At 67.5% G+C, this 24,928-nt stretch carries 24 protein-coding genes; 12 read left to right on the top strand and 12 right to left on the bottom strand.

Annotation, left to right across the window (positions count from 1 at the left end; translation table 11 throughout):
* Positions 1-5: 5 nt before the first annotated feature.
* On the bottom strand, positions 6-1,250 hold the full coding sequence (locus H0X90_RS10355) for a lactonase family protein (RefSeq protein WP_085964353.1): 1,245 nt from the start codon (positions 1,248-1,250) through the stop codon (positions 6-8).
* Between the two features lie 166 nt (positions 1,251-1,416).
* Between H0X90_RS10355 and H0X90_RS10360 the strand changes: the two genes are divergently transcribed.
* The gene (locus tag H0X90_RS10360; RefSeq protein ID WP_006486779.1) at positions 1,417-3,246 is read left to right on the top strand and encodes a glycoside hydrolase family 15 protein; all 1,830 of its coding nucleotides are present in this window, start codon (positions 1,417-1,419) and stop codon (positions 3,244-3,246) included.
* A 212-nt stretch (positions 3,247-3,458) separates the two neighbouring features.
* On the top strand, positions 3,459-4,949 hold the full coding sequence (locus tag H0X90_RS10365; RefSeq protein ID WP_006493406.1) for a polyhydroxyalkanoate depolymerase: 1,491 nt from the start codon (positions 3,459-3,461) through the stop codon (positions 4,947-4,949).
* A gap of 102 nt (positions 4,950-5,051) precedes the next feature.
* Here H0X90_RS10365 and H0X90_RS10370 read toward each other — a convergent pair whose 3' ends face one another.
* Entirely contained in the window at positions 5,052-5,684 is a 633-nt protein-coding gene (locus tag H0X90_RS10370; protein WP_006485466.1) for a TetR family transcriptional regulator, read from the bottom strand.
* 156 nt (positions 5,685-5,840) lie between these two features.
* Here H0X90_RS10370 and rsxB point away from each other — a divergent pair, with 156 nt between their 5' ends.
* Complete coding sequence (rsxB, locus tag H0X90_RS10375) at positions 5,841-6,848, top strand: electron transport complex subunit RsxB (RefSeq protein WP_077188894.1); 1,008 nt, start codon at positions 5,841-5,843, stop codon at positions 6,846-6,848.
* A complete protein-coding gene (gene nth, locus H0X90_RS10380; RefSeq protein ID WP_006478196.1) occupies positions 6,845-7,489 on the top strand; it encodes an endonuclease III in 645 nt (214 codons plus the stop codon). The genes rsxB and nth overlap by 4 nt, the downstream gene beginning before the upstream one ends.
* A 58-nt stretch (positions 7,490-7,547) precedes the next feature.
* On the opposite strand, the gene H0X90_RS10385 is transcribed toward nth, so the two are convergent.
* Complete coding sequence (locus H0X90_RS10385) at positions 7,548-8,477, bottom strand: DMT family transporter (RefSeq protein WP_034201487.1); 930 nt, start codon at positions 8,475-8,477, stop codon at positions 7,548-7,550.
* 207 nt (positions 8,478-8,684) lie between these two features.
* Here H0X90_RS10385 and H0X90_RS10390 point away from each other — a divergent pair, with 207 nt between their 5' ends.
* Positions 8,685-9,119, top strand: a complete 435-nt coding sequence (locus tag H0X90_RS10390) for a DUF1841 family protein (protein ID WP_006490655.1) — start codon at positions 8,685-8,687, stop codon at positions 9,117-9,119.
* A 102-nt stretch (positions 9,120-9,221) separates the two neighbouring features.
* Here H0X90_RS10390 and H0X90_RS10395 read toward each other — a convergent pair whose 3' ends face one another.
* Together H0X90_RS10395 and H0X90_RS10400 are read right to left on the bottom strand one after the other, a co-directional pair.
* Positions 9,222-9,581, bottom strand: coding sequence for a cytochrome c (locus H0X90_RS10395; RefSeq protein ID WP_006490657.1), 360 nt, complete (start codon positions 9,579-9,581; stop codon positions 9,222-9,224).
* A 40-nt stretch (positions 9,582-9,621) separates the two neighbouring features.
* Positions 9,622-9,981 (bottom strand): cytochrome c, encoded by a 360-nt coding sequence (locus H0X90_RS10400; RefSeq protein WP_006478192.1) that lies wholly within the window; start codon positions 9,979-9,981, stop codon positions 9,622-9,624.
* Between the two features lie 244 nt (positions 9,982-10,225).
* Between H0X90_RS10400 and H0X90_RS10405 the strand changes: the two genes are divergently transcribed.
* The 5 genes from H0X90_RS10405 to H0X90_RS10425 all read left to right on the top strand — a co-directional run bounded on the left by H0X90_RS10405 (position 10,226) and on the right by H0X90_RS10425 (position 15,355).
* On the top strand, positions 10,226-11,068 hold the full coding sequence (locus H0X90_RS10405) for a MoxR family ATPase (protein ID WP_021033334.1): 843 nt from the start codon (positions 10,226-10,228) through the stop codon (positions 11,066-11,068).
* A 25-nt stretch (positions 11,069-11,093) separates the two neighbouring features.
* A complete protein-coding gene (locus H0X90_RS10410; protein WP_006497060.1) occupies positions 11,094-12,269 on the top strand; it encodes a VWA domain-containing protein in 1,176 nt (391 codons plus the stop codon).
* A 55-nt stretch (positions 12,270-12,324) separates the two neighbouring features.
* Positions 12,325-13,536: a benzoate/H(+) symporter BenE family transporter gene (locus tag H0X90_RS10415; protein WP_077188893.1), complete on the top strand. Its 1,212-nt coding sequence runs from the start codon at positions 12,325-12,327 to the stop codon at positions 13,534-13,536.
* A gap of 168 nt (positions 13,537-13,704) precedes the next feature.
* Positions 13,705-14,658 carry a transaldolase gene (tal, locus tag H0X90_RS10420; RefSeq protein WP_012492750.1) on the top strand — a complete coding sequence of 318 codons (954 nt, stop codon included), beginning with the start codon at positions 13,705-13,707 and terminating at the stop codon, positions 14,656-14,658.
* A 241-nt stretch (positions 14,659-14,899) separates the two neighbouring features.
* A complete protein-coding gene (locus H0X90_RS10425; RefSeq protein WP_077188892.1) occupies positions 14,900-15,355 on the top strand; it encodes a VOC family protein in 456 nt (151 codons plus the stop codon).
* Positions 15,356-15,454: 99 nt separating this feature from the next.
* Here the strand turns inward: H0X90_RS10425 and mctP are convergent, their stop codons facing one another.
* From mctP to H0X90_RS10440, 3 genes are all read right to left on the bottom strand, one after another.
* Positions 15,455-17,005 (bottom strand): monocarboxylate uptake permease MctP, encoded by a 1,551-nt coding sequence (gene mctP / locus H0X90_RS10430; RefSeq protein WP_006490666.1) that lies wholly within the window; start codon positions 17,003-17,005, stop codon positions 15,455-15,457.
* Complete coding sequence (locus tag H0X90_RS10435; protein WP_006490660.1) at positions 17,002-17,244, bottom strand: DUF3311 domain-containing protein; 243 nt, start codon at positions 17,242-17,244, stop codon at positions 17,002-17,004. Before H0X90_RS10435 ends, mctP begins: the two co-directional genes overlap by 4 nt.
* A gap of 198 nt (positions 17,245-17,442) precedes the next feature.
* A complete protein-coding gene (locus H0X90_RS10440) occupies positions 17,443-18,360 on the bottom strand; it encodes a spermidine synthase (RefSeq protein WP_034201486.1) in 918 nt (305 codons plus the stop codon).
* A 145-nt stretch (positions 18,361-18,505) separates the two neighbouring features.
* On the opposite strand from H0X90_RS10440, the gene H0X90_RS10445 reads away from it, so the two are divergent.
* On the top strand, positions 18,506-18,760 hold the full coding sequence (locus H0X90_RS10445; protein ID WP_077188915.1) for a hypothetical protein: 255 nt from the start codon (positions 18,506-18,508) through the stop codon (positions 18,758-18,760).
* Between the two features lie 291 nt (positions 18,761-19,051).
* On the top strand, positions 19,052-20,248 hold the full coding sequence (locus H0X90_RS10450; protein WP_077188891.1) for a glycosyltransferase family 87 protein: 1,197 nt from the start codon (positions 19,052-19,054) through the stop codon (positions 20,246-20,248).
* A 23-nt stretch (positions 20,249-20,271) separates the two neighbouring features.
* Here the strand turns inward: H0X90_RS10450 and H0X90_RS10455 are convergent, their stop codons facing one another.
* The 4 genes from H0X90_RS10455 to H0X90_RS10470 all read right to left on the bottom strand — a co-directional run bounded on the left by H0X90_RS10455 (position 20,272) and on the right by H0X90_RS10470 (position 24,907).
* On the bottom strand, positions 20,272-20,751 hold the full coding sequence (locus H0X90_RS10455) for a DNA-deoxyinosine glycosylase (protein WP_006490664.1): 480 nt from the start codon (positions 20,749-20,751) through the stop codon (positions 20,272-20,274).
* A complete protein-coding gene (locus H0X90_RS10460) occupies positions 20,751-21,347 on the bottom strand; it encodes a chorismate lyase (protein ID WP_006497067.1) in 597 nt (198 codons plus the stop codon). The genes H0X90_RS10455 and H0X90_RS10460 overlap by 1 nt, the downstream gene beginning before the upstream one ends.
* Before the next feature lie 8 nt (positions 21,348-21,355).
* Positions 21,356-23,254, bottom strand: a complete 1,899-nt coding sequence (gene htpG / locus H0X90_RS10465) for a molecular chaperone HtpG (protein WP_006497068.1) — start codon at positions 23,252-23,254, stop codon at positions 21,356-21,358.
* 192 nt (positions 23,255-23,446) lie between these two features.
* Positions 23,447-24,907 (bottom strand): PLP-dependent aminotransferase family protein, encoded by a 1,461-nt coding sequence (locus H0X90_RS10470; RefSeq protein ID WP_006483766.1) that lies wholly within the window; start codon positions 24,905-24,907, stop codon positions 23,447-23,449.
* Positions 24,908-24,928: the final 21 nt, after the last annotated feature.

The following is a 24,928-nucleotide window of genomic DNA, read 5'->3' on the forward strand; positions in this document are numbered from 1 at the left end:
TGCATTTACTGCACCGGCACCAGCTTGAAGTCGACCGGCTTGCCGACCGCGACCTTCTGCGGATTCGCGCCGAGTTGCCCGGTTTCGACATCGCGGCTGAACACGTAGAACGTGTCGCTGTCCTGGTTGCCGACGATCAGCCACTTGCCGGTCGGATCGATCAGGAATTCGCGCGGCGTCTTGCCGAGGCTCGACTGGCGACCGACGTGCTTCAACCGGCCGTCGGCCTTGTTCACCGCGTAGATCACGAGGTCGTTCGCGTCGCCGCGGTTGCTCGCGTACAGGAAGCGGCCGTCCGGCGACAGGTGGATCGCGCCGCCGCCGACCTTGCCCTTGAAGCCCGGCGCCGTCATCGGCAGCGTCTCGATCGGCGTCAGCTTGCCGTCGTGGTAGCCGAATACCTCGACCGATGCGTTCAGCTCGCTCGTCACGTACGCGAACCGGCCGTCGGCGCTGAACACCATGTGGCGCGGGCCCGAGCCGGCCTTCACCGGCGTGTAGCGCGCCTCGGTCGGGCTGATCAGCCCGCGGCTGCCGTCCACCGTGTAGCGGTAGCCGTAGATCTTGTCCGCGCCGAGATCCTGCACGAACAGGTAGCGGCCGTCCGGCGAAAACACCGTCGAATGCACGTGCGCGCCGTCCTGGCGGCCCTTCACGGGCCCGGTGCCTTCGTGGTGAACCGTCAGCACGGCCTGGCCGACCGCGCCGTCGTCGCGCAGCGGGAACACCGCAAAGCTGCCGCCCGGATCGGCCGCGACCGAGTAGTTGGCCGTCACGAGGTACTTGCCGTCCGGCGACAGCGCGAGATAGCAAGGATCGTTCCCTTCGGACGATACGCGGTCGATGAAGCTCAGCGCGCCCGTCTTCGCGTCGAAGCGGAATGCGCTCACGCCGCCGCGCTGCGTCGCCGGGCCGTTGTCGCCGGGCAGTTCGTTGACCGCGTAGACGGTGCGACCGTCGCGGCTCGGCAACAGATACGACGGATTTTCGGTCTTCGCCGACGATACCGGCGCGACGCCGCCGGTCTTGGTATCGAAGCGGTAAACGTAGATCCCGTCGCTGCCGCCGCCCGTATAGGTGCCGACGAGCAGGTTGTAGACGCCGTCGGCCGGGGCGGACGATTGCTGCGCGAACGCGTGGGTCGCGGACAGGGAAAGCACGATCGCGAAACCTTTCATCCAGTGAGCGAGCCTAAGCGGGAACCCTCGTGTCGAAGCGCGTGCGTCATGCTCGCGTAAACGGTTGGGCATTGAATCCTCCTTGCATCGAGTCGCTTCAAGTGTTGAGATAGGACGAAACGCCGGCCGTTCATGCGCTCCGCCGCCCGGCCGAGTATACGGGGCGCGGCGCCCGGGCGTGAAGTCCGGGCCGCCGACGTCCGCATTGTGAACTCGAATACCCAAGGATCGCCTGCCCATGCCCGCCCTGATCGAAGACTACGCCCTCGTCGGCGATGGCCATACGGCCGCGCTGATCGCAAAAGACGGCTCCGTCGACTGGCTGTGCTGGCCCCGCTTCGATTCGGGCGCCTGCTTCGCGGCGCTGCTCGGCACGCCCGAGCACGGCCGCTGGCTGCTTGCTCCGGCCGCCGACGCCGCGATCACGCACACGACCCGCCGCTATCGCGGCGACACGCTGATTCTCGAAACCGATTACGAAAGCGCGGACGGCGCCGTCACCGTGATCGACTTCATGCCGCCCGGCAACGGCTGGTCCGAGCTGGTGCGGATCGTCGTCGGCCGTCACGGCACGATGAAGATGCGCATGGAGCTCGTGTTGCGCTTCGACTACGGTTTCTCGATTCCGTGGGTCACGCAACTGACCCGCGAGGACGGCATGAAGGCCATCGCCGGGCCCGACACCGTCGTACTGCGCACGCCGGTGCCGCTCACCGGCAAGAACCTCCATACGCTCGCGGAATTCACGGTCGGCGCCGACGAGCGCGTGCCGTTCTCGCTCGGCTACGCGGCGTCGCACATGCGGCTGCCGCCCGCGCGCGATCCGCTGTCGATGCTCGCGCGCACCGAGAACTACTGGCTCGAATGGGCGGGCCGCTGCCAGGTGCAGGGCCGCTACGCGGCCGCCGTGCGCCGCTCGCTGATCACGCTGAAGGCGCTCGCGTACGAGCCGACCGGCGGCATCGTCGCCGCGCCGACCACGTCGCTGCCCGAGAAGATCGGCGGCAACCGCAACTGGGATTACCGCTACTGCTGGCTGCGCGACGCGACGATCACGCTGCTCGCGCTGATGCGCGGCGGCTACTACGACGAGGCGCGCGCCTGGCGCACGTGGCTCGGCCGCGTGATGGCCGGCTCGCCCGAGCAGATCCAGATCATGTACGGGATCGCCGGCGAGCGCCGGCTGCCGGAGATGGAACTCGACTGGCTGCCCGGCTACCAGGACTCGCTGCCGGTACGCGTCGGCAACGGCGCCGCGAACCAGCTCCAGCTCGACGTGTTCGGCGAGGTGATGGCCGCGCTGCACCTCGCGCGCGTGGGCGGCCTGCAGGCCGACGACACCGTCTGGTCCGTGCAGTGCGCGCTGCTCGACCATCTGGAAAAGATCTGGCAGGAGCCCGACGAAGGGATCTGGGAAACGCGCGGCGGCCGGCGCCATTTCACGTTCTCGAAGGTGATGGCCTGGGTCGCGTTCGACCGCGCGATCAAGTCGGCGGAAATGTTCCGGCTGCCCGGCTCGCTCGACCGCTGGCGCGCGCTGCGCGAGCGGATCCATGCGGACGTCTGCGCCAATGCGTGGCACGAAGGCAAGCAGGCGTTCGCGCAAAGCTACGGCAGCGACGAGCTCGACGCGAGCGTGCTGCTGCTGCCGCAGCTCGGCTTCCTGCCGCCGGAAGACCCGCGCATCGTCGGCACGGTCGACGCGATCGAACGGGAATTGCTGCACGACGGGCTCGTGATGCGCTACCGCACGACCGAATACGACGACGGCCTGCCGCCGGGCGAAGGCACGTTTCTCGCATGCAGCTTCTGGCTGGTCGACAGCTACGCGCTGCTCGGCCGGATCGACGACGCGCATCGGCTCTTCAGCCGCCTGCTCGCGCTGTCGAACGACCTCGGGCTGCTCGCCGAGGAATACGACCCGGTCGCCGGGCGGCTCGTCGGCAACTTCCCGCAGGCGTTCTCGCACGTGGCGCTCGTGCACACCGCGATGAACCTGATGCACCACGAAGACGCGATGGCGCGCGCGGCCGGCCAGCCCGCGCCGGCCGTGGCCACCGGCCGCTGAACGCTGCCGCCGCGGCCTTGGTCAGAGATCGTCAAATCGCAACACTTTGATGAAAACCCGGGGAAATGTTGCATTGCACCACCGATCGTTGTCCGATATGATCGACGCGATTGTCCGGCTGCAATGCAACATGGCCGGTCGCTGACCCACACGGCACGCCGCGACGCCTCACGCCGCCCTTGCGCACCGTCCCCCACGCGGGAGTAGCCTGCATGCTTTACCAACTGCACGAATTCCAGCGGGCCATGCTGAGCCCCCTCACGGCCTGGGCCCAGGCCGCCTCGAAGTCGTTCGCGAATCCGTCCAGTCCGTTCTCGCTGATGCCCGGCGCCCCGCGGATGGCAGCCGCCTATGAGCTGATGTATCGGCTCGGCAAGGATTACGAAAAGCCGGAATTCAACATTCATCAGATCGTCAAGGACGGCCACAACATTCCGATCGTCGAGCAGACGATCATCGAGAAGCCGTTCTGCCGGCTGCTGCGCTTCAAGCGCTATTCGGACGACGCCGACGCCGTCACGCAACTGAAGGACGAGCCGGTCGTGCTGGTCTGCGCGCCGCTGTCGGGCCACCATTCGACGCTGCTGCGCGACACCGTGCGCACGCTGCTGCAGGATCACAAGGTCTACATCACCGACTGGATCGACGCGCGCATGGTGCCGGTCGAGGTCGGCCCGTTCCACCTGCACGACTACATCGCGTACATCCAGGAATTCATCCGCCACATCGGCGCGCGCAACCTGCACGTGATCTCGGTATGTCAGCCGACGGTGCCGGTGCTCGCGGCGATTTCGCTGATGGCGAGCCGCGGCGAGGACACCCCGCTCACGATGACGATGATGGGCGGCCCGATCGATGCGCGCCGCAGCCCGACTTCCGTGAATTCGCTCGCCACGCAGCACTCGACCGCGTGGTTCGAGAACAACGTGATCCACACGGTGCCCGCGAACTATCCGGGCGAAGGCCGCCAGGTGTATCCGGGCTTCCTGCAGCACACGGGCTTCGTCGCGATGAACCCGGAGCGGCACGCGCAATCGCACTGGGATTTCTACCAGAGCCTGCTGCGCGGCGACGAGGACGATGCCGAAGCGCACCGCCGCTTCTACGACGAGTACAACGCGGTGCTCGACATGGCCGCCGAGTATTACCTCGAAACCATTCGCGTCGTGTTCCAGGAATTCCGGCTGGCGGAAGGCACGTGGGACGTCGAAGGCGAGCGCGTGCGGCCGCAGGACATCAAGCACACCGCGCTGATGACGATCGAAGGCGAACTCGACGACATCTCGGGCAGCGGCCAGACCCACGTCGCGCACGAGCTGTGCACGGGCATTCCGCAAGACGATCGCCGCAGCCTGACCGCCGAGAAATGCGGTCACTACGGGATCTTCTCGGGCCGCCGCTGGCGCACGATCATCTATCCGCAACTGCGCGACTTCATCCGCGAGCATGCGCCGGAGCCGAAGAACGGCGCGACGAAGTTGCCCGCCGATGCGCAGGATGCGACCGCGATCGGCGTCGTGCCGGCCGCCAAACCGGAGCCGGAGACGACGGCGCGCGCCACCGCCGCGAAGCGTACGCGCGCGAAGGCGCCGGCCGTGACGGTCGCGCCCGCGAGGACACCCGCCGCAAAGGCCGCGCCCGCCGCGAAACGCGCGGCAAGCAGCCCGCGCGCAAAACCCGTGCGTGCCCGCAAGGCCGCCTGACACGCCGCCCTCCGACGCAAAAACGCCGCCGTTGCTTGCGCACGGCGGCGTTTTTTCATGCGGCAACGAGCGGGCGGCTCGCCGGCTCGTCCGTTCGTTGCGTCAGCGCCGCAGCAGATACGCGAGCAGCACCTCGGTGTTCATCCGGACCATCTCCGCGCGTTCGTCGGTGTCGGTGAAGTCGCGGCCGAGCGTCGCGGCGAGCGTGAAGCGGTTCGAGACGATGTAGTAGCCGAGCCCCGACAGCGTCACGTAGAAGCGCAGCGGATCGACGTCGTTGCGAAACAGCCCGGCCTTCTGGCCGCGCATCAGCACGTTGCCGAGCTTCGCGACGATCGGCGACATCATCTCGCGGATCCGCGTCGACTTGTGCAGATAGCGGGCTTCGTGCAGGTTCTCGTTGTTGATGAGCCGGAGCAGTTCCGGATGGTCGCGGTAGTAGTCCCAAACGAAATGCGCGAGCCGCGTGACGGCTTCGACCGGCGCGACGCCATCGAGATCGAGCACGCGCTCGGCCTCGGTCAGCGCGGAAAACGCGTGTTCGAGCACCGCCGTGAAGAGCTGCTCCTTGCTGCCGAAGTAGTAATAGAGCATGCGCTCGTTGGTTTCGGCCCGGCGCGCGATCTGATCGACGCGCGCGCCGAACAGCCCTCCATTCGCGAACTCTTCGGCTGCCGCCATCAGGATGCGGCGGCGCGTACCTTCAGGATCTCTTTTGATTTTTGGCTGATTCATGGTGGCGTTTTGCTATGTGAGCCGCTTGATCCGGACCGGCACCCCCACCGCCTCGGCGCCGGCCGCCCTGGAACGGGCGCGCCGCGGACGGCCGCCCTCCTGCTGAGCCCCTGCAAAAAAGCGGTTCGATTATGCGCATAGACGGCGTCCAGCGCAATGCGGGAAATCGGCGATAATCGAGCTTTGGCAAACCTTTCCGGCCGCGCCCGACGCGGCCGAGAGCCATTCGGCGCCGTTGCGCCCGCTGTTACCGTGACCGACTCCAAAACACTCGCGGATCGCATCGAAGATCTGCTGCCCCAGACGCAATGCACGAAGTGCGGCTATAACGGCTGTCGCCCGTACGCCGAGGCGATCGCCGCCGGCGACGCGAACTACAACCAGTGCCCGCCCGGCGGCGCCGAAGGCATCGCGCGCCTCGCGAACCTGCTCGGCAAGCCGGTGATTCCGCTGAACCCGGTCAACGGCACCGAGCATCCGCGCGCGATCGCGTTCATCGACGAAAACCTGTGCATCGGCTGCACGCTGTGCATGCAGGCATGCCCGGTCGACGCGATCGTCGGCGCGCCGAAGCAGATGCACACGATCGTCGCGTCGCTGTGCACGGGCTGCGACCTCTGCGTGCCGCCGTGCCCGGTCGACTGCATCGCAATGCTGCCGGTGACCGGCGATCGCACGGGCTGGGAGGCGTGGTCGCAGGAACAGGCCGACGCCGCACGCGAACGTCACGACCTGCGGCTCGCACGCCAGCGCCGCGAGCGCGAGGCCGCCGAAGCGCGCGCCGCCGCACGCCGCGCGGCCAGCGCCACGAAGCCGGCCGCGGAGCCCACCGCCGCACAGCCCGGCGCGCCAGCCGCCGCACCGGCCGACGACGACGCCGAAGCGAAGAAACGCGCGATCATCGCCGCCGCGCTCGAACGCGCGCGCAAGAAGAAGGAAGAACTGTCCGGGCAAGGCGCCGGGCCGAAGAACACCGAAGGCGTGAGCGCGGCCGTCCAGGCGCAGATCGACGCGGCCGAGGCCCGCCGCAAGCGGCTCGCCGAACAGCAGGCGCAGCGCGACGCCGAAGCGGCATCGGGCAGCAACGACCACGACAACGACAACGACGCAGGCAACGACGATCCGGACGGCCCGTCCGCGCCGCCCGACCAGAACGCTCCATGAACGCCAGCAAACGACGCGCGATCTACGAAACGCTGCAGAGCCTCAATCCGCATCCGACCACCGAGCTCGAATATTCGACGCCGTTCGAGCTGCTGATCGCCGTGATGCTGTCCGCGCAGGCGACCGACGTGTCGGTCAACAAGGCAATGCGGAAAATGTTTCCGGTCGCGAACACCCCGCGACAAATCGTCGCGCTTGGCGAGGAAGGCGTCACCGAGTACATCAAGACGATCGGCCTCTATCGCACCAAGGCGAAGAACGTGGTCGCGACGTGCCGGATCCTGCTCGAGCGTTACGACGGCGAGGTGCCGGCCGATCGCGAAGCGCTCGAAGGCCTGCCGGGCGTCGGCCGCAAGACGGCGAACGTCGTGCTGAACACCGCGTTCGGCCAGCCGACGATCGCGGTCGACACGCATATCTTCCGCGTCGCGAATCGCACCGGGCTCGCGCCGGGCAAGGACGTGCGGGCCGTCGAGGCCGCGCTCGAGAAGTTCACGCCGAAGGAATTCCTGCAGGACGCGCATCACTGGCTGATCCTGCACGGGCGCTACGTGTGCAAGGCACGGCGGCCCGAATGCTGGCACTGCGCGATCGAGCCGCTGTGCGAATTCCGGCCGAAGACGCCGCCGCCCAACGAATAAGTGTCCGGTACGACGGGCCCGCGCCGTGGGCCGTCGCAGTCCCCGCCCCCTTTCCCGACTACGCGTTGGACGTCGCCGTCGCGTCGTCGGCCGCCGCGCCGCCCGCGCGCACGAGCGCCAGCACGGCCGCCAGAATCGCGACGCCGCCCGCCCATTGCAGCGGCGACAATGCCTCCCCGAACAGCAGCGCCGCGAGCGCGACCGTCACGACCGGCTCGAGCGTCGACAGCATCGACGTGCGCGCGGCCCCGAGCCGCGCGAGCCCGGCGAAGAACGCGAGCATCGCCGCGACCGTCGATATCAGCGCGATCGCGAGCATCGACGCCCAGCCGCCGGCCGTCGCCGGCCAGCGCGGCGGCGCGCCGAACGCCGCCGTTCGCACGACGGCGATCGCGACGAGCGTCGCGCTCGCCGACAGGCAGATGATCGCGGTGGTCGCGAGCGGATCGACGCCGCGCGTCGCCTTCGTGCCGCCGACGATGTACAGCGAGTAGATCACCGCGGCAGCCAGCGCGAGCGCGATCCCGAGCGGCTCGCCGTGCCCGCCGCCGACCATCAGCGCCGAACCCGCGACGCACAGCACCAGCGCGACGGCCTTCGCGCGCGTCAGGCGCTCGCCGAGCCACCACGCGGCCAGCAGCGTGACGAACGCCGGATAGAGGTACAGCAGCAGCGCGACGAGGCTCGCCTGCGCGTGCTGCAGCGCGCTGAAATAGCAGAACGACTGCCCGACGTAGCCGAGCGCGCCCATCGTCACCAGCGGCGCGAGCGCGCGCCCGCGCGGCCACGCGACGCGGCGCTGCCGTGCGATCGCGGCGAGCACCGCGCCGCCGATCGCGAAGCGCACGATCAGCAGCCCGAGCACGTCGACGCCGGCCGCATACGCATAGCGGCCGAAAATCGCCATCGCGCCGAACGCGGCGGCGGACAACGCGACGTAGAGCGCGCCCTGCAGGGCCGCGGACGATGGGCGGACGGTGGCGGTCATGACGAAACGGGCGGCAACGCGCCGTGACGGGAATCGTCGGAGTGTAGCGGCGCGGCGGCGGCAAGCCTACCCGCGCTTACCCGTTCCGCGGCGGGCGGGCGCAACACCGCCTCGACCGCTGCCGGGGCCGCCGCCAGCGCCGTGCGCCGCTCCGGCGTACAATGCCCGACGCGGCATGAGCCGCCCGAATCACGACGTTTCCCCACCATGTTCAATCCAAGCCGCGACGACGTGCGTCGCTTTTTCACCGAGACCTGGCGCAAGCAGCGCGCGGGCGAGATCCTGACGCCGCTGGAAGCGATTGCCGCCGACTGGATCGTCGAGCATCCCGAATACCACGACGAACTGGCCGACGCCGACGGCGCGGCGGCGCGCAACTACACGCCCGAGGAAGGCCGGACCAATCCGTTCCTGCACCTGTCGATGCACCTCGCGATCAGCGAACAGTTGTCGATCGACCAGCCGCCCGGCATCCGCGCCGCGCACGACAAGCTGGCCGCGAAGCTCGACTCGACCCACGACGCGCAGCACGCGATCATGGAATGCCTCGGCGAGACGATCTGGGAAGCGCAGCGCACCAACACGCCGCCCGATACCGACGCGTACCTGCAGCGCATCCTGCGCCGCGCGTCGCGCGACTGACGCCCCGAGGCCGGCACGTCGGCCCGCACCGGGCCGCGGACAAAAAAATACCCCGCCGAGGCGGGGCATTCTTGCTGCGTGAGCCCGCGAGGCCCGTCGCGCTTACTTCTTGAACACGAGGTCGGTTTCCTTCAGCGACTCGATGTAGGACGCGATGTCCTTCATGTCGCTGACCGACAGGTTCTGTACCTGCGCCTGCATGATCGCGTTGTTGCGACCGAGCAGCGGGTTCGTCAGCCCCATCTGGTACTGGCGCATCGCCCACACGAGGTAGTCGGCGTGCTGGCCGGCGAGGCGCGGGTACTCCGCGTTGATCGGCTTGTTCAGCTGCGCGCCGTGGCAGGCCGCGCAATTGTGCGACTCGACCAGTTCCTTGCCCTTCGAGATGTCCGCGGCGTGCGCGGTACCGATCGCGAGGCCGGCCGCCAGTGCAACCGCCGCCGTCTTGAATGCGTTGTTCATGAATGCTCCTGTCCCGCCGGAGAGATCGGCGGCGCGCGCTTTACTTGTAGGGATTGTCCTTCGTGTCGGCCTTCTGCGCGGCGTAGTACGCCGACAGATCCGCGATGTCCTGGTCGGTCAGCGAACCGGCGATCGCATTCATCGACGGGAAGTGACGATCCTTCTTGCGGTAGGCCTTCAGCGCGTTCTCGAGGTATTGCTGGTTCTGGCCGCCGAGGACAGGCACCCGGTAGACCTCCGGGTACGCCGCGCGGTAGTCCTGGATGCCGTGGCAACCGATGCACATGGCGGCCTTGCTCGCCCCGTCCTTCGGGTTGCCGACCACACCGGCCGCCTGCGCGCTGCCCGCGAGCGCCACGAGCGCTGCGACAACGACGTGTTTGCCGACGAATTTGTTCATAGCTCTTGTAACCTAGCTTGAGGGGAAACTGGCGCCAAAGCGGCAACGGCCCGCGCCGTTTTGCTTATCGGATCGCCACGCAGGCCAAAAAAACGGCCAGATTGTACCGCGTCGGCGGGGAACGCGTCCATACGGCGCCCCGGTTCGCCCCGCCGCAGCCCCGCAACGATACGCGGGCGCGGCCCAACCGGACAGCCCTTCTGACTTATACTGGGTTTTTTTCCCGATGAAGAAGAGCGCCGCCATGCGTTTCGAAGGGTCCTCGCAGTACGTCGCCACCGACGATCTGAAGCTCGCGGTCAACGCCGCATTGACGCTGCAACGCCCGCTGCTGATCAAGGGCGAGCCCGGCACCGGCAAGACCATGCTCGCCGAGGAAGTGGCCGCCGCGCTCGACATGCCGCTGTTGCAGTGGCACATCAAGTCGACCACCAAGGCGCAGCAGGGCCTGTACGAATACGACGCCGTGTCGCGGCTGCGCGATTCGCAGCTCGGCGACGCGCGCGTGAAGGACATCGCGAACTACATCGTCAAGGGCGTGCTGTGGCAGGCGTTCGACGCCGAGCGCCCGAGCGTGCTGCTGATCGACGAGATCGACAAGGCCGACATCGAATTCCCGAACGACCTGCTGCGCGAGCTCGACCGGATGGAGTTCCACGTGTACGAGACGCGCGAGACGGTGCGCGCGAAGCACCGTCCGCTCGTCATCATCACGTCGAACAACGAGAAGGAGCTGCCCGACGCGTTCCTGCGCCGCTGCTTCTTCCACTACATCCAGTTTCCGGACCCGTCGACGATGCAGAAGATCGTCGCGGTGCACTTCCCCGACATCCGCGAGGAGCTGCTGCGCGCGGCGCTCGAGAGTTTCTTCGAATTGCGCGGCGTGTCGGGCCTGAAGAAGAAGCCGTCGACGTCCGAACTGCTCGACTGGCTGAAGCTGCTGCTCGCCGAGAACATCCCGGCCGACGCGCTGCGCGGCGCGGACGCGAAGCAGATCGTGCCGCCGCTCGCGGGCGCGCTGCTGAAGAACGAGCAGGATCTGAGCCTGCTCGAACGGCTCGTCTACATGAACCGGCACAACCGGTAACTCCCCCACCCCCGAAGGCCCGGCCATGCTGCTCAATTTCTTCTACGCGCTGCGCGCAGCCAAGCTGCCCGTCTCGGTGAAGGAATACCTGACGCTGCTCGAATCGCTGAAGGCCGGGCTGATCTCGCCGTCGATCGACGCGTTCTACTTCCTCGCGCGGATGACGCTCGTCAAGGACGAACAGTACTTCGACAAGTTCGACCAGGCGTTCGGCGCATATTTCCACGGTGTGTCCACGCTGCCGTCCGAGGCGTTCGACATCCCGCTCGACTGGCTCGAGAAGCGCCTCGAGCGCGAGCTGTCGCCGGAGGAGAAGGCGCAGATCGACGCGATGGGCGGGCTCGACAAGCTGATGGAGCGCCTGAAGGCGCTGCTCGACGAGCAGAAGGAACGCCACGAAGGCGGCAACAAATGGATCGGCACGGGCGGCACGTCGCCGTTCGGGCACGGCGGCTACAACCCCGAAGGCGTGCGCATCGGCGGCCCGTCGAACGGCAACCGCACCGCGGTGAAGGTGTGGGAGGCGCGCGCGTACCGCGACTACGACGATTCGGTCGAGATCGGCACGCGCAACATCAAGGTCGCGCTGCGGCGGCTGCGCCGCTTCGCGCGCGAAGGCGCCGCCGAGGAGCTCGACCTGCCCGGCACGATCCGCAGCACGGCCGCGAACGCAGGCTGGCTCGACCTGCGGATGGTGCCCGAGCGCCACAACAACGTGAAGGTGCTGATGCTGCTCGACGTCGGCGGCTCGATGGACGACCACATCAAGCGCACCGAAGAGCTGTTCTCGGCCGCGAAGGCCGAATTCAAGCACCTCGAATTCTTCTACTTCCACAACTGCGTGTACGACCACCTGTGGAAGAACAACCGCCGCCGCCACGCGGAACGCACGGCGACGTGGGACGTGCTGCACAAGTTCACGCCCGACTACAAGCTGATCTTCGTCGGCGACGCGACGATGAGCCCGTACGAAGTGCTGCAGCCCGGCGGCTCGGTCGAATACAACAATCCGGAAGCCGGCGCCGTGTGGCTGCGCCGGCTCGCCGACCAGTTCCCCCATCATGCCTGGCTGAACCCCGAGCCCGAGCGGCTATGGGAGTACCGGCAATCGATCGCGATCATTCGCGACGTGCTCGGCCAGCGCATGTATCCACTGACGCTCGCGGGCCTCGAAACCGCGATGCGCGCACTCAGCAAGTAACGACACCCACCCGCAGATACACAGGCCGCGTCCGAGCGGCCGCCCCGGAGATTGCATGAACCCTTCGCCCACCGCGAGCGCCGGCCGCGCCGGCGGCCGCCGCTTTTTCGCCGATACGTCCGTGTCCGCGCTCGTCGCCGGCTTCGTCGCGATGATGACCGGCTACACGAGTTCGCTCGTGCTGATGTTCCAGGCCGGCCGCGCCGCCCACCTCACCGATGCGCAGATCTCGTCGTGGATCTGGGCGCTGTCGATCAGCATGGCGCTGACGACCATCGGCCTGTCGCTGCGCTATCGCGCGCCCGTCGTGGTCGCGTGGTCGACGCCCGGCGCCGCGCTGCTGATCGCGTCGCTGCCCGGCGTGCCCTACCCCGAGGCGATCGGCGCGTTCGTCGTGTGCGCGCTGCTGCTGACGGCCGTCGGCGTAAGCGGGCTGTTCGACACGCTGATGAAGCGCATTCCGGCCGGCATCGCGGCGGCGCTGCTCGCGGGCATCCTGTTCGAGATCGGCATCGAGATCTTCCGCGCCGCGCAGTTCCAGACCGCGCTGGTGCTCGCGATGTTCTTCACCTACCTGATCGTCAAGCGCCTCGCGCCGCGCTATGCGATTCCGACGACGCTGATCGTCGGCACGGCCGTGGCCGGCGGCCTCGGCCTGCTCGATTTCAGCCGCTTCCACATCGCGCTCGCGCAACCCGTGTTCACGATGCCCGCGTTCTCGATCGCGTCGATCGTCAGCATCGGCATTCCGCTGTTCGTGGTCGCGATGGCGTCGCAGAACGTGCCGGGCATCGCGGTGCTGCGCGCGGACGGCTATCCGACGCCGTCGTCGCCGCTGATCGCGACGACCGGCCTCGCGTCGCTGCTGCTCGCGCCGTTCGGCTCGCACGGCGTGAACCTCGCGGCGATCACGGCCGCGATCTGCACCGGCCCCGAAGCGCACGAGGATCACGCGAAGCGCTACACGGCCGCCGTGTGGTGCGGCACGTTCTACCTGATCGCCGGCATCTTCGGCGCGACGATCGCCGCGCTGTTCGCGGCGCTGCCGAAGGCGCTCGTCGTGTCGGTCGCGGCGCTCGCGCTGTTCGGCTCGATCATGAGCGGGCTCGCGAACGCGATGCAGGACGTGAAGCAGCGCGAAGCGGCGCTCGTCACGTTCATGGTGACCGCGTCGGGCCTCACGCTGCTGTCGATCGGCCCGGCGTTCTGGGGGCTCGTCGCGGGCGTCGTCACGCAGGTGATCCTGAACGCGCGGCGCCCCGCGTGACGCGGCTCGCCGGCCGCCGCGGCGCGCGCCCGGCACGCCAAAACGTGCTCGACACGAATCGGGCCTAAAATGATGGATCGGAGGCGGCGCCCGGCGCCGCTTCGCTTCGCCGCCGCGCTCGCGCGGCCCGTGAGAACCCGGCGCCCCGCGCGCTTCTTTCGAATCGCCATGACTACCGCACTCGACCAGCTGAAGCAGTACACGACCGTCGTCGCCGACACGGGCGACTTCCAGCAGCTTGCGCAATACAAGCCGCAGGACGCGACCACGAATCCGTCGCTGATCCTGAAGGCCGTCCAGAAGGATGCGTACAAGCCGATCCTCGAGAAAACCGTCCGCGATCATCGCAACGAAAGCACCGATTTCATCATCGACCGCCTGCTGATCGCATTCGGCACCGAAATCCTGAAGCTGATCCCGGGCCGCGTATCGACCGAGGTCGACGCGCGCCTGTCGTTCGACACGCAGCGCTCGATCGACAAGGGTCGCGAGCTCATCAAGCTGTACGAAGCAGCCGGCGTCGGCCGCGAACGCATCCTGATCAAGCTTGCGTCGACGTGGGAAGGCATCCGCGCGGCCGAGGTGCTGCAGAAGGAAGGGATCAAGTGCAACATGACCCTGCTTTTCTCGCTCGTGCAGGCCGCCGCGTGCGCGGAAGCCGGCGCGCAGCTGATCTCGCCGTTCGTCGGCCGCATCTACGACTGGTACAAGAAGCAGGCCGGCGCCGACTGGAATGAAGCGCGGGACGGCGGCGCGAACGATCCGGGCGTGCAATCGGTGCGCCGCATCTACACGTACTACAAGACCTTCGGCTACAAGACCGAAGTGATGGGCGCGAGCTTCCGCACGACCAGCCAGATCATCGAGCTCGCCGGCTGCGACCTGCTGACGATCAGTCCCGATTTGCTGCAGAAGCTGCAGGAGAGCAACGACACGGTCGCGCGCAAGCTGTCGCCCGACACGCTGCAGGACAAGCCGGCCGAGCGCGTCGCGATCGACGAGGCGTCGTTCCGCTTCCAGCTGAACGACGAAGCGATGGCCACCGAAAAGCTCGCCGAAGGCATCCGCGTGTTCGCCGCCGACGCGGTGAAGCTCGAGAAGCTGATCGACGCGCTGCGCTGAGCCATGCCGCGCGTCAGCGGCTGTCAGCAAGACTGACAACAGCCGTCAGCACTTGCTGCACACGGTCGCGAACGTGATGTTCGCGGCCGTTTTTATTTTTCATTCCATCGTCAAGCGCGCGCACTACAATCCACGTCACGGGTGCGACGGCCGCCTCCCGATGCACTCTTTCCCCCAGTCAGTCTTGCACGACGCCGTGCCAGCGCCGCCGCGCCGGCGCGGCTCATCCCAGGAGACAACGATGCAAGTTCAACCGTACCTGACGTTCTACGGTCGCGCCGACGAAGCCCTTCAGTTCTACGAAAAGGCACTCGGCGCGAAGACGATGTTCAAGATGCACTTCAAGGACGCCCCGCCGAATCCCGATTACCCGATGTCGCCGGAGATGGCCGACAAGGTCATGCACGCGAGCTTCACGATCGGCGACTCGATGATCATGTGCTCGGACGGCGATTGCAGCCACCCGGCGGGCGCCGCGCACGCCGGCTATTCGCTGTCGCTGAACCCGGCGACGGTCGACGAAGGCCAGAAGCTGTTCAATGCGCTCGCCGACGGCGGCGAAGTGACGATGCCGTTCGGCAAGACGTTCTGGGCGCTCGGCTTCGGGATGGCGAAGGATCGTTTCGGCGTGCACTGGATGGTCAACGTCGAGGACCTGTCGCAGCGCGAGGATCTCGCGAAACGCGCGCAGGGCTGACGCAAAACGAACGCCCGCCACCTTGCGGTGGCGGGCGTTTTCGTTGCCGGGCAGCCACGTAATGCGTCGTGCGCGGCGAGCGGCCGTGCAGCGGCCGTATCAGCCCTCGACGACGTCCAGATAATCCTCCGGCCGCGTGCGATCCTCCGCATGCGCCATGCCCATCACCCGCACCAGCACACTCACCGCCACCGATACCACCAGGTTCACGACCAGCGACCACACGGCCGCATAACCGGGGATCGCGAGACCGAACAGGTGGATCGTGAAGATCGAGCTGGCCAGCTTCAGCGAAATCGCCATCCACGTACCGCACACGATGCCGGCCGCCCAGCCGGCCAGCAAGCCGCGATGGTCGAGCACGCGCGTGTACAGGCCGAGCACGATCGCCGGCAGCGTCTGGATGATCCAGATCCCGCCGAGCAGTTGCAGCTGGATCGCGTAGGTCAGCGGCAGCCCGAGGATGAACGCGACCGCGCCGACCTTCACGATCAGCGACACGAGCTTCGCGACGTGCGTTTCCTGGTCGTGCGACATGTTGCGGTTCACGAATTCGCGGTGGATGTTGCGCGTGTACAGGTTCGCGGCCGCGATCGACATGATCGCCGCCGGCACCAGCGCGCCGATGCCGATCGCCGCGAACGCGACGCCGACGAACCACGACGGGAAATACTCGAGGAACAGCGCGGGCACCGCGAAGTTCGGGCCGAACGCCTTGAAGTACGGCGCGTACTGCGGCATGTCCTTCACGCCGGAGGCGAGCGCCATGTAGCCGAGCAGCGCGAGCAGGCCGAGCACGAACGAGTACGCGGGCAGCATCGCCATGTTGCGGCGGATCGAGTTGCCCGACGACGACGACAGGATCGCCGTGACCGAGTGCGGATACAGGAACAGCGCGAGCGCCGAGCCGATCGCGAGCGTCGCGTACGCGCTGTAGCCGTTCAGGCTCGTCGCGTCCGGCGCCTTCAGCAGCAGCTTCGCGGGCGGCACCGCGGAGAAGATGTGCCCGAAGCCGCCGAGCTTCGCGGGGATCACGATGACCGCGGCCGCGATCGTGACGTAGATCAGCACGTCCTTCACGATCGCGATCATCGCGGGCGCACGCAGCCCCGACGTGTACGTGTACGCGGCGAGGATCGCGAACGCGATGATCAGCGGCAGATCGCCGACGAAGCCGGTCGTGTCGAAGCCGAGCGCGCCGATCACCACCTCGATGCCGACCAGTTGCAGCGCGATGTACGGCATCGTCGCGACGATGCCCGTCACCGCGATCGCAAGCGCCAACATCCGGCTGCCGTAGCGTGCGTTGACGAAATCGGCGGCCGTCACGTAGCCGTGCCGCTTCGCGATGCTCCACAGTTTCGGGAACACGACGAACGCGAACGGATAGATCAGGATCGTGTACGGCAGCGCGAAGAAGCCCATCGCGCCGGCGCCGAATACGAGCGCGGGCACCGCGACGAACGTGTAGGCCGTATAGAGGTCGCCGCCGAGCAGGAACCACGTGACGATCGTGCCGAAGCGGCGTCCGCCGAGGCCCCATTCGTCGAGATGAGCGAGATCGCCGCGCCGCCAGTTCGCGGCCAGGAAACCGATGATCGTGACGCCGATGAACAGCAGGACGAAGACGAAGGTCGCGCCGAGATTCATTGCGCACCTCCTTGCGTGCCGCTCGCCTTCCACGCGTTCTTGGTCTTGAAATACACGAACGCGGTGATCACCGCGCTGATGAAGACCCAAAGCAACTGGTACCAGTAGAAAAACGGAAAACCGAGCCATTGCGGTTCGATCTTGCTGTACGACGGCACCCAGACCATCGCGATCAGCGGCAGTACCAGCAGCCAGAGCCAGCGCTTGGCGGCCCGGTTGGCGTCGGCATCGTGAGCCATGACGTCTCCTCTTGTTTCCCGGTTATCGATCTTGTTGAGCGGGTACGGCACCGAGAGGAGCGGCAAAACGGGTAGGCTGCGGCTCCCCTGGCTTCGCGCCAGTATAGGAGCCGCGAGCACGCGGTCAAGCAGGGGCGAACCCGAGGTGATCCGCCCCTTGTCGCGGGTTGCACCGGCCTGCCGCCGGTGCATCCGGCGTCAGATCGCGAACGCGGTGTCGCGTGCGCCGGTCGTTGCTTTCAAAGCTTTCACCCACTTGCGTGCGGGCAGCTTCAGCGTGTCCTCGATCAGCTTCGCCCGGGCGTCGAGCTGCGCGAACGGCACGTCGAGCGCGGGGCCCGAAAACGCGATCGCGATGCGGTTGCCGTCGTGTACTTCGGGCAGCGCGATCACGCGGTGATCGAACGCCGCGTTCAGGTGCTTCATGTTGCGCACGAAGCTCGGATGATCGCCGAACAGGTTGATCGTCGCGATGCCGGCATCGGCCAGGCAGCCGCGCACCGCGCGGTAGAACGCGACGCTGTCGAGCACGGGGCCGCGCGCGGTCGCATCGTACAGGTCGATCTGGATCGCGCCGGTCGTGCCGCGGTTGGCCGGATCGTTGACGAAGTCCCAGGCGTCGGCTTCGTGCACGACGAGGCGCGCGTCGTCGGGCGGCAGCGCGAACATCGTGCGCGCGGCAACGATCACGGCCGGGTTCAGTTCGACGGCCTCGACCTTCGCGTGCGGCAGGAAACGGTGCGAGAACTTGGTCAGCGCGCCGGTGCCGAGCCCGAGCTGGACGATCCGCTCGGGCGTTTCGAGGAACAGCAGCCACGCCATCATCTGCTGCGCGTATTCAAGCTCGATGTGCAGCGGCTTCGAGATCCGCATCGCGCCCTGCACCCACTCGGTGCCGAAGTGCAGGAAGCGCACGCCGCCTTCTTCGGAGAACGTAACGGGCGCGAAGCGCGGCTTGCGCGGCGCTTCGAGCACCGGCACGTCGTCGTGCTCGTCGATGTCCGGGCGGCGCTTCACGCGCGGCGGCTGGAGTTTTTCGGAGCCGTTGTAGGCGGACGCCTTGCGTTGCTTGAACGCGCGCGCCTCGGCGGACGCGCGCTTGATCAGTCGGGTCATGATGATTGAATCTCGCTGGGTGACGCTGGATGAGCGGACGAGAGGATAGCATTGGTGGGAGACGGAGGCCGCGACGAACGCGCGGCCCTGCGTGACGCCGAATCACGTCGGCGCTACGCTGCACTTGCGGATCACGGGAGCGCGCATGACCTCGAACGACAGGAAGATCTGGTTTCCAGCGAAGCGCTACGGCTGGGGATGGGGATTGCCGGTGGCGTGGCAGGGCTGGGTCGTGCTGCTGCTGTTCGCGTTCGGGATCGTCGCGAGCGCGTGGCTGCTGCCGCCGCAACGCTCGCCGGTCGCGTACGGCGCGTGCATCGTGGTGCTGGTCGCCCCGCTCACCGCGGTGTGCTGGATCAAGGGCGAGAGACCGCGGTGGCGCTGGGGCAACGACGATTGAGCGTCGCCGGCAACGGCGCGCGACGGGCGCCATGCGTGCCTGCGGCCGGTACGTGCCGATGTCCCAGTCCATTCGACTGCTGATACGACGACCGTCGAAATCCACGAACCCGCCAGCCTGATTCGCAGACGTGACCGGTCATTTACTTTCTTGCAATAAAAAGGCCGTTCGGTCGACCGAACCTATGCCAAACTGAAACGGCATTCGGGGAGGCTCATAGCGGCCATGACGCACACTGCGACGGACCACGCATCGCCAGATCGCCGGGGATGGCTCTCCCGAGAGCGGCTCGTGCTGTACAGCGCGGCCATCCTGCTGTTTCAGCTCGCGTTGCTGGGTATCTGGGCATTTTCGTGCTGGGTGCTGCATCTCCCCGGCGTGCCGCCTCCCGGCATCGACTTCCGGGTTTTCTGGAGCGCGTCCTTCGTGTCGCTCCACAGCGGGCCGCTCGCTGCCTTCGACCTTCATCAGATGTTCGCGGCGGAAGCCCGCTTGCTGCCGGATTGGCCGCCCGCGCGGATCGCCGCGCCGTGGGTTTATCCGCCGACCTTCCAGTTGCTGGTGTACCCGCTGGCGTTGCTGCCCTACGCCGCTTCGTACGGCCTGTTCGTCGGCATCGGCATCGCTGTCGCGCTGGCGGCGTGCACGCTCGCGATGAAGGATCGCCCGCTGCCGTGGATCGCGCTCGTCGCGTTCCCCGGCATCTGGGTCGCGACGATCTGCGGCCAGAATTCATTGCTGACCCTGGCGTGCGCCGCCGGCGCGCTGGGATGGCTCGAACGACGTCCGGTCGCCGCCGGCGTATGCGCTGGCCTGCTCGTCATCAAGCCGCAGCTCGCGCTCCTGTTCCCGGTGCTGTTCCTCTGCGGTGGACATGTCCGCGCGGTTGGCGCGATGGCCGTCACGGCCGCGCTGTTCTGCGCAGTCAGCGCGCTGGTGCTCGGCGTGCCGCCGTGGATGCGTTTTTTCGACACGCTGTCGTGGTTCAGCCACTTGATCCTGGCGAACAACGCCGGCGGAATCTGGAACGCGATGCCGACGCCGTTCGCGATGTCGCGACGGTCGGGCGCCAGCCTGCCGACCGCCTTTGCCGTGCAGGCGGCCGTCGCGATACCGGCCGTCGTTGCGACCGCGGGTCTATGGGCGAGGAAGAAGCATGCCGATCTTTGCGCGGCGGCGGCGATCGTTGCGACGCTGCTGACGCAGCCGTACCTCGTCTACTACGATTTTGCGTGGCTGCTGCTCGCGATCATTTACATGTGCAGGTACGACCGGGCAACCCGCGCGCTCGGGCGGGTGGACCATGCGGTCATGACGTTGGCGTGGGTCCTGCCGGGCCTCTCGTTTTTCTTCGTGTTCAAGCCCGCGATGGGACAACCGGGTGCCGTCCTGTTGCCGATTTTGCTGATCCTGATCGTCTACCGCGCCTTGCATCCGCGCGCGGCTGACGCGAGAACCTCGGTTGCCGTACGACAGTCGCCCGGCTAGCGCGGCGACGCTCCGACGCGACGCTATCGAACGGCGATCGCGCGCCACTGCGCGAGCTTCTGCTCGAACGACAGCATCGCATTCGCCGGGCTCGACGACGGCAACACGAGCGTCTCGTATCCGGCCTGGCCGATCACGTCCGCGAACCGCCCCGCCGTCTTGCCGTTGAAGCACACGCGCTTCAGCAACGGCGCATGCTCGCGCAGCGACGCGAAGTCGTTCGGCTTCGCATTGCGAATCGCGGAATCGAGACTGCCCTGACGATGGCACGCATCGAGCACATCCCAGATGCCGATGCCGTGCGACAGCACGCGCGCGAGCCGCGCGTCGTACGGCAGTTCATGCAGCGTCGGCTCGCCGAGCACCGCGCCGAGCAGCCGCCAGAACTGGTTGCGCGGATGCGCGTAGTACTGCGCGGCGTCGAGCGACGCCTCGCCCGGAAAGCTGCCGAGAATCATCGTGTGCGTATGCGGCGCGACGACCGGCGGAAAGCCCTGCAGCATCACGCGCCTCCGTGCGGCCCGACCGACCGCGGCCCGTCGCCGTGCGCGGCGAGATGGCGCCACAGCGCCGGCAGCATGCACTCGGTGACCATCAGCGGCTTGCCGTGACGCTGGAACACCGAGCGGCGCGCGGCAAACGCATGCGGCGCACGCGCGCCCTGCAATGCATGGCTCGCGAGCGCATACAGCGGATGACCGGCGATCACGCGCCGGCTCACGAGCGCCGAGCGCTCGACCTGCGGATCGCTGTACAGCAGCTCCGCGAGCGGCCGCGTGCGCAGCCGCCGCATGGCCTGCCACACGCCCTTGCTGGCCGCGAGCGGCGCAATGCTGTGCGCGGCGACGTACGGCGTGCCGTCGACCGACAGGATCACCTCGCGCACCCACATCGGCGCGCGCGGCGAACTGGCGAGCGCGTCCGGCTCGTCGAACCACGGCGAATCGACGGCCTCGCGCGTCACGCGCACGTTCACGCGGCCGAGCCGCGCAAGATGCGCGGTCAGCGATCCGCCGCGCGTCAGCCAGTCGCGCTGGTCGAGCGTGCAGCCAGGCCGCGGCGTCTCGCGCCAGCCGGCCTGGGCGCCGTCGAATCGCATGCGCGCGTTCACGCGGCGCGCGACAGCAGCAGCGCGTTGGTCCGCTTCACGAAGCTCGCCGGATCGTCGAGCATGCCGCCTTCGGCCAGCAGCGCCTGATCGAACAGCAGATGGCACCAGTCGCCGAAATCGGCGCTGTCGGCGTTCAGTTGCTTCACGAGCGCGTGCTCAGGATTGATCTCGAGGATCGGCTGCATCGCCGGCGCGTTCTGGCCGGCCGCCTTCAGCATCCGCTGCAGATAGCCGCTCATGTCGTTGTCGTCCGCGACGAGGCACGACGGCGAATCGGTCAGGCGGAACGTGACGCGCACTTCCTTCACCTTGTCGCCGAGCGCTTCCTTCATCTTCTCGACGACCGGCTTGATCGCCTCGCCGGCCTGCTCCTGTGCCTTCTTCTCCTCGTCGTTCAGCTCGCCGAGATCGAGATCGCCGCGGGCCACGCTCGCGAGCGGCTTGCCGTCGAATTCGTGCAGGAACGACAGCATCCATTCGTCGACGCGGTCGGTCAGCAGCAGCACCTCGACACCCTTCTTGCGGAACACTTCGAGATGCGGGCTGTTCTTCGCGGCCTGCCAGGTATCGGCGGTCACGTAGTAGATCTTGCTCTGCTCGGGCTTCATGCGCGACACGTAGTCGGCGAGCGACACGTCCTGCGCGTCGGTGTCGCCGTGCGTCGACGCGAAGCGCAGCAGCTTCGCGATGCGCTCGCGGTTCGCGTGATCCTCGCCGAGGCCCTCCTTCAGCACCTGGCCGAACGCGCCCCAGAACGTCTTGTACTTCTCCTTGCCGGCATCCTCTTCCGCGTTCGCGAGTTCCTCGAGCATCGACAGCGCGCGCTTGGTCACGCCCTCGCGGATCGCCTTCACGTCGCGGCTTTCCTGCAGGATTTCACGCGACACGTTCAGCGGCAGGTCGGCCGAATCGACCACGCCCTTCACGAAGCGCAGGTATTGCGGCAGCAGTTGCTCGGCGTCGTCCATGATGAACACGCGCTTCACGTACAGCTTCAGGCCGCCGCGATAGTCGCGGTTCCACAGGTCGAACGGCGCGTGCGCCGGCACGAACAGCAGTTGCGTGTATTCGCTGCGGCCCTCGACGCGGTTGTGCGTCCACGTGAGCGGATCCTGGTGATCGTGCGCGATGTGCTGGTAGAACTGCGTGTACTGCTCGTCGGTGACGTCGCTCTTCGAACGCGTCCACAGCGCGCTCGCCTGGTTGACGGTTTCGTCCTCGTCCTTCAGGACCATTTCGCCCTTTTCCTGATCCCACTCTTCCTTGCGCATCAGGATCGGCAGCGCGATGTGGTCGGAGTACTTCTGGATGATCGACTTCAGGCGGTGCGACGACAGCAGGTCGTCCTCGCCTTCGCGCAGGTGCAGCGTGATCGTCGTGCCGCGTTGCGCGCGCTCGATCGCGTCGATCGTGAAGTCGCCCTCGCCGGCGCTTTCCCAGCGCACGGCCTGGTTCGCCGGCAGGCCCGCGCGGCGCGTCTCGACGGTGATCTTGTCGGCGACGATGAAGCCCGAGTAGAAGCCCACGCCGAACTGGCCGATCAGCGCCGCATCCTTCTGCTGGTCGCCCGACAGCTTCGTGAAGAATTCCTTGGTGCCCGACCGCGCGATCGTGCCGAGGTTCGCGATCGCCTCGTCGCGGCTCATGCCGATACCGTTGTCGTCGATCGTGATCGTGCGCGCGGCCTTGTCGTAGCCGATGCGGATGCGCAGGTTCGGGTCGTTCTCGTACAACGCGTTGTCCGCGAGCCCCTCGAAACGCAGCTTGTCGGCCGCGTCGGACGCGTTCGACACCAGTTCGCGCAGGAAGATTTCCTTGTTGCTGTAGAGCGAATGGATCATCAGGTGGAGGAGTTGCTTGACCTCTGCCTGAAAGCTCATCGTTTCGTGTGCCATGGATGCTGTTTCCTCTTACTTGAACTGAAAAGGGGTGACGCCGGCGCCCGGCGCGCGATGCCAGCGGCCCCGCGAAAGACGGCGCGTCTGGGACGGCCCGTGTGGGACGACCGCCTGGCGCCGGCGGTTTGCGCGCGTATCTGGGGACGGCTCGGACAATTTCAAGAGCCGGCCTTGCCGCGCCGCGCCGCGTCACGACGCGCGCCGCACCGCCGAGTCGATATAGCTCGCCAGCAGCCCCGGCAGCGCCGGATCGCCGCAGTTCGCGACGTTGAAGCGCATCCACGTGGACGGCGACTGCTGCGGCGAGAACAAGCTGCCCGGCGTCAGCAGGAAGCCGGCTTCGTGCGCGACCGCCGCGAGCGCGTCCGAATCGACGCCCGTGTCGGCCCACAGGAACATCCCGGCCGCGGGCATCGTGAAGAGCCCGAGCCCGGTGCGCTCGAGCATCCGCGCGGTCTTGTCGCGCACGCCGTCGAGCCGGGCGCGCAGCCGCTCGACGTGGCGCCGGTAATGCCCTTCGGTCAGGATCTTGTACAACACGCGCTCGTTGAGCTCGGGCGTGGTCATCCCGACCAGCATCTTCTGGTCGGTGATCGCTTTCGCGATCTCCGGCGCGCACGCGACGTAGCCGACCCGCAGGTTCGCCGCGAGCGTCTTCGAATAGCTGCCGAGATAGATCACGCGCTTCAGCTGGTCGAGGCTCGCGAGGCGCGTGGCCGGATAGCTGGGCGGGCACAGGTCGCCGTATATGTCGTCCTCGACGACCAGGAAATCGTAGGCCTCCGCGAGCTTGAGGATCCGGAACGCCTGCGCGGCCGACAGCGACGTGCCGGTCGGGTTCTGCAGCACCGAATTGATCACGAGCATCTTCGGCCGCCACATCTGCACCAGGGTTTCGAGCGCGTCGAGGTCGGGGCCGTCGGGCGTATACGGCATCCCGACGAGCTGCGCGCCCTGCGCCGCGAAACGGCCGAACATCTGGAACCACGCGGGATCGCCGACGATCACCGCATCGCCCGGGCGCATGTAGATCCGCGAGATCAGGTCGATCGCCTGCGTGATGCCCGACACCAGCACGATCTGTTCGGGCTTCGCGCCGATCTCGACTTCGGCGAGACGCGTCTGCAGTTGCTGGCGTAGCGGCAGGAAGCCCTGCGCGGTGCCGAAACCGAGCATCTGCGCGCCCGACTGGCGCCCGAGCGCGCGCAGCGCGCCGGTGATCAGCTCGCCGTCGAGCCAGCGCCCCGGCAGGTAGCCGAGGCCGGGGCCCTTCTCCGGGCTGACGGTATGCAGCATGTTGCGCAGCAGCCAGACGACGTCGATCGTGTTGTGCACGGGCGCGGCCTCGGCCACCCGCGCGACGCTGTCGGCCGGCTGCGGGCCGGCGCCCGTGCGCTCGCGCACGTAGAAGCCGGAGCCGCGCCGCGAGTCGAGGTAACCCTGCGCGACGAGGCGCTCGTAGGCCTCGACGACGGTGAAGCGCGACACGCTCTTGTCGAGCGCGAGCTTGCGGATCGACGGCATGCGCATGCCGGGACGGAACACGCGTTCGTCGATACGCCGCCGCGCCCACTGGACCAGCTGGTCGACGAGCGTGAGCGTGGCCGTGTCGTGCGGCGCGGGAATCTGGGCGAGTGGGACGGTGGACATGGGCGGCAGCTCCAACTGTAC

This window comes from Burkholderia sp. 9775_39, assembly GCF_015712225.1.
GTDB lineage: Bacteria > Pseudomonadota > Gammaproteobacteria > Burkholderiales > Burkholderiaceae > Burkholderia > Burkholderia cenocepacia.

Coding starts and splice junctions, on each gene's coding strand:
- H0X90_RS10355 (WP_085964353.1), bottom strand. CDS start 1,250: ATGCCCAACCGTTTACGCGAGCATGACGCACGCGCTTCGACACGAGGG.
- H0X90_RS10360 (WP_006486779.1), top strand. CDS start 1,417: ATGCCCGCCCTGATCGAAGACTACGCCCTCGTCGGCGATGGCCATACG.
- H0X90_RS10365 (WP_006493406.1), top strand. CDS start 3,459: ATGCTTTACCAACTGCACGAATTCCAGCGGGCCATGCTGAGCCCCCTC.
- H0X90_RS10370 (WP_006485466.1), bottom strand. CDS start 5,684: ATGAATCAGCCAAAAATCAAAAGAGATCCTGAAGGTACGCGCCGCCGC.
- rsxB (WP_077188894.1), top strand. CDS start 5,841: ATGCGGGAAATCGGCGATAATCGAGCTTTGGCAAACCTTTCCGGCCGC.
- nth (WP_006478196.1), top strand. CDS start 6,845: ATGAACGCCAGCAAACGACGCGCGATCTACGAAACGCTGCAGAGCCTC.
- H0X90_RS10385 (WP_034201487.1), bottom strand. CDS start 8,477: ATGACCGCCACCGTCCGCCCATCGTCCGCGGCCCTGCAGGGCGCGCTC.
- H0X90_RS10390 (WP_006490655.1), top strand. CDS start 8,685: ATGTTCAATCCAAGCCGCGACGACGTGCGTCGCTTTTTCACCGAGACC.
- H0X90_RS10395 (WP_006490657.1), bottom strand. CDS start 9,581: ATGAACAACGCATTCAAGACGGCGGCGGTTGCACTGGCGGCCGGCCTC.
- H0X90_RS10400 (WP_006478192.1), bottom strand. CDS start 9,981: ATGAACAAATTCGTCGGCAAACACGTCGTTGTCGCAGCGCTCGTGGCG.
- H0X90_RS10405 (WP_021033334.1), top strand. CDS start 10,226: ATGCGTTTCGAAGGGTCCTCGCAGTACGTCGCCACCGACGATCTGAAG.
- H0X90_RS10410 (WP_006497060.1), top strand. CDS start 11,094: ATGCTGCTCAATTTCTTCTACGCGCTGCGCGCAGCCAAGCTGCCCGTC.
- H0X90_RS10415 (WP_077188893.1), top strand. CDS start 12,325: ATGAACCCTTCGCCCACCGCGAGCGCCGGCCGCGCCGGCGGCCGCCGC.
- tal (WP_012492750.1), top strand. CDS start 13,705: ATGACTACCGCACTCGACCAGCTGAAGCAGTACACGACCGTCGTCGCC.
- H0X90_RS10425 (WP_077188892.1), top strand. CDS start 14,900: ATGCAAGTTCAACCGTACCTGACGTTCTACGGTCGCGCCGACGAAGCC.
- mctP (WP_006490666.1), bottom strand. CDS start 17,005: ATGAATCTCGGCGCGACCTTCGTCTTCGTCCTGCTGTTCATCGGCGTC.
- H0X90_RS10435 (WP_006490660.1), bottom strand. CDS start 17,244: ATGGCTCACGATGCCGACGCCAACCGGGCCGCCAAGCGCTGGCTCTGG.
- H0X90_RS10440 (WP_034201486.1), bottom strand. CDS start 18,360: ATGACCCGACTGATCAAGCGCGCGTCCGCCGAGGCGCGCGCGTTCAAG.
- H0X90_RS10445 (WP_077188915.1), top strand. CDS start 18,506: ATGACCTCGAACGACAGGAAGATCTGGTTTCCAGCGAAGCGCTACGGC.
- H0X90_RS10455 (WP_006490664.1), bottom strand. CDS start 20,751: ATGCTGCAGGGCTTTCCGCCGGTCGTCGCGCCGCATACGCACACGATG.
- H0X90_RS10460 (WP_006497067.1), bottom strand. CDS start 21,347: ATGCGATTCGACGGCGCCCAGGCCGGCTGGCGCGAGACGCCGCGGCCT.
- htpG (WP_006497068.1), bottom strand. CDS start 23,254: ATGGCACACGAAACGATGAGCTTTCAGGCAGAGGTCAAGCAACTCCTC.
- H0X90_RS10470 (WP_006483766.1), bottom strand. CDS start 24,907: ATGTCCACCGTCCCACTCGCCCAGATTCCCGCGCCGCACGACACGGCC.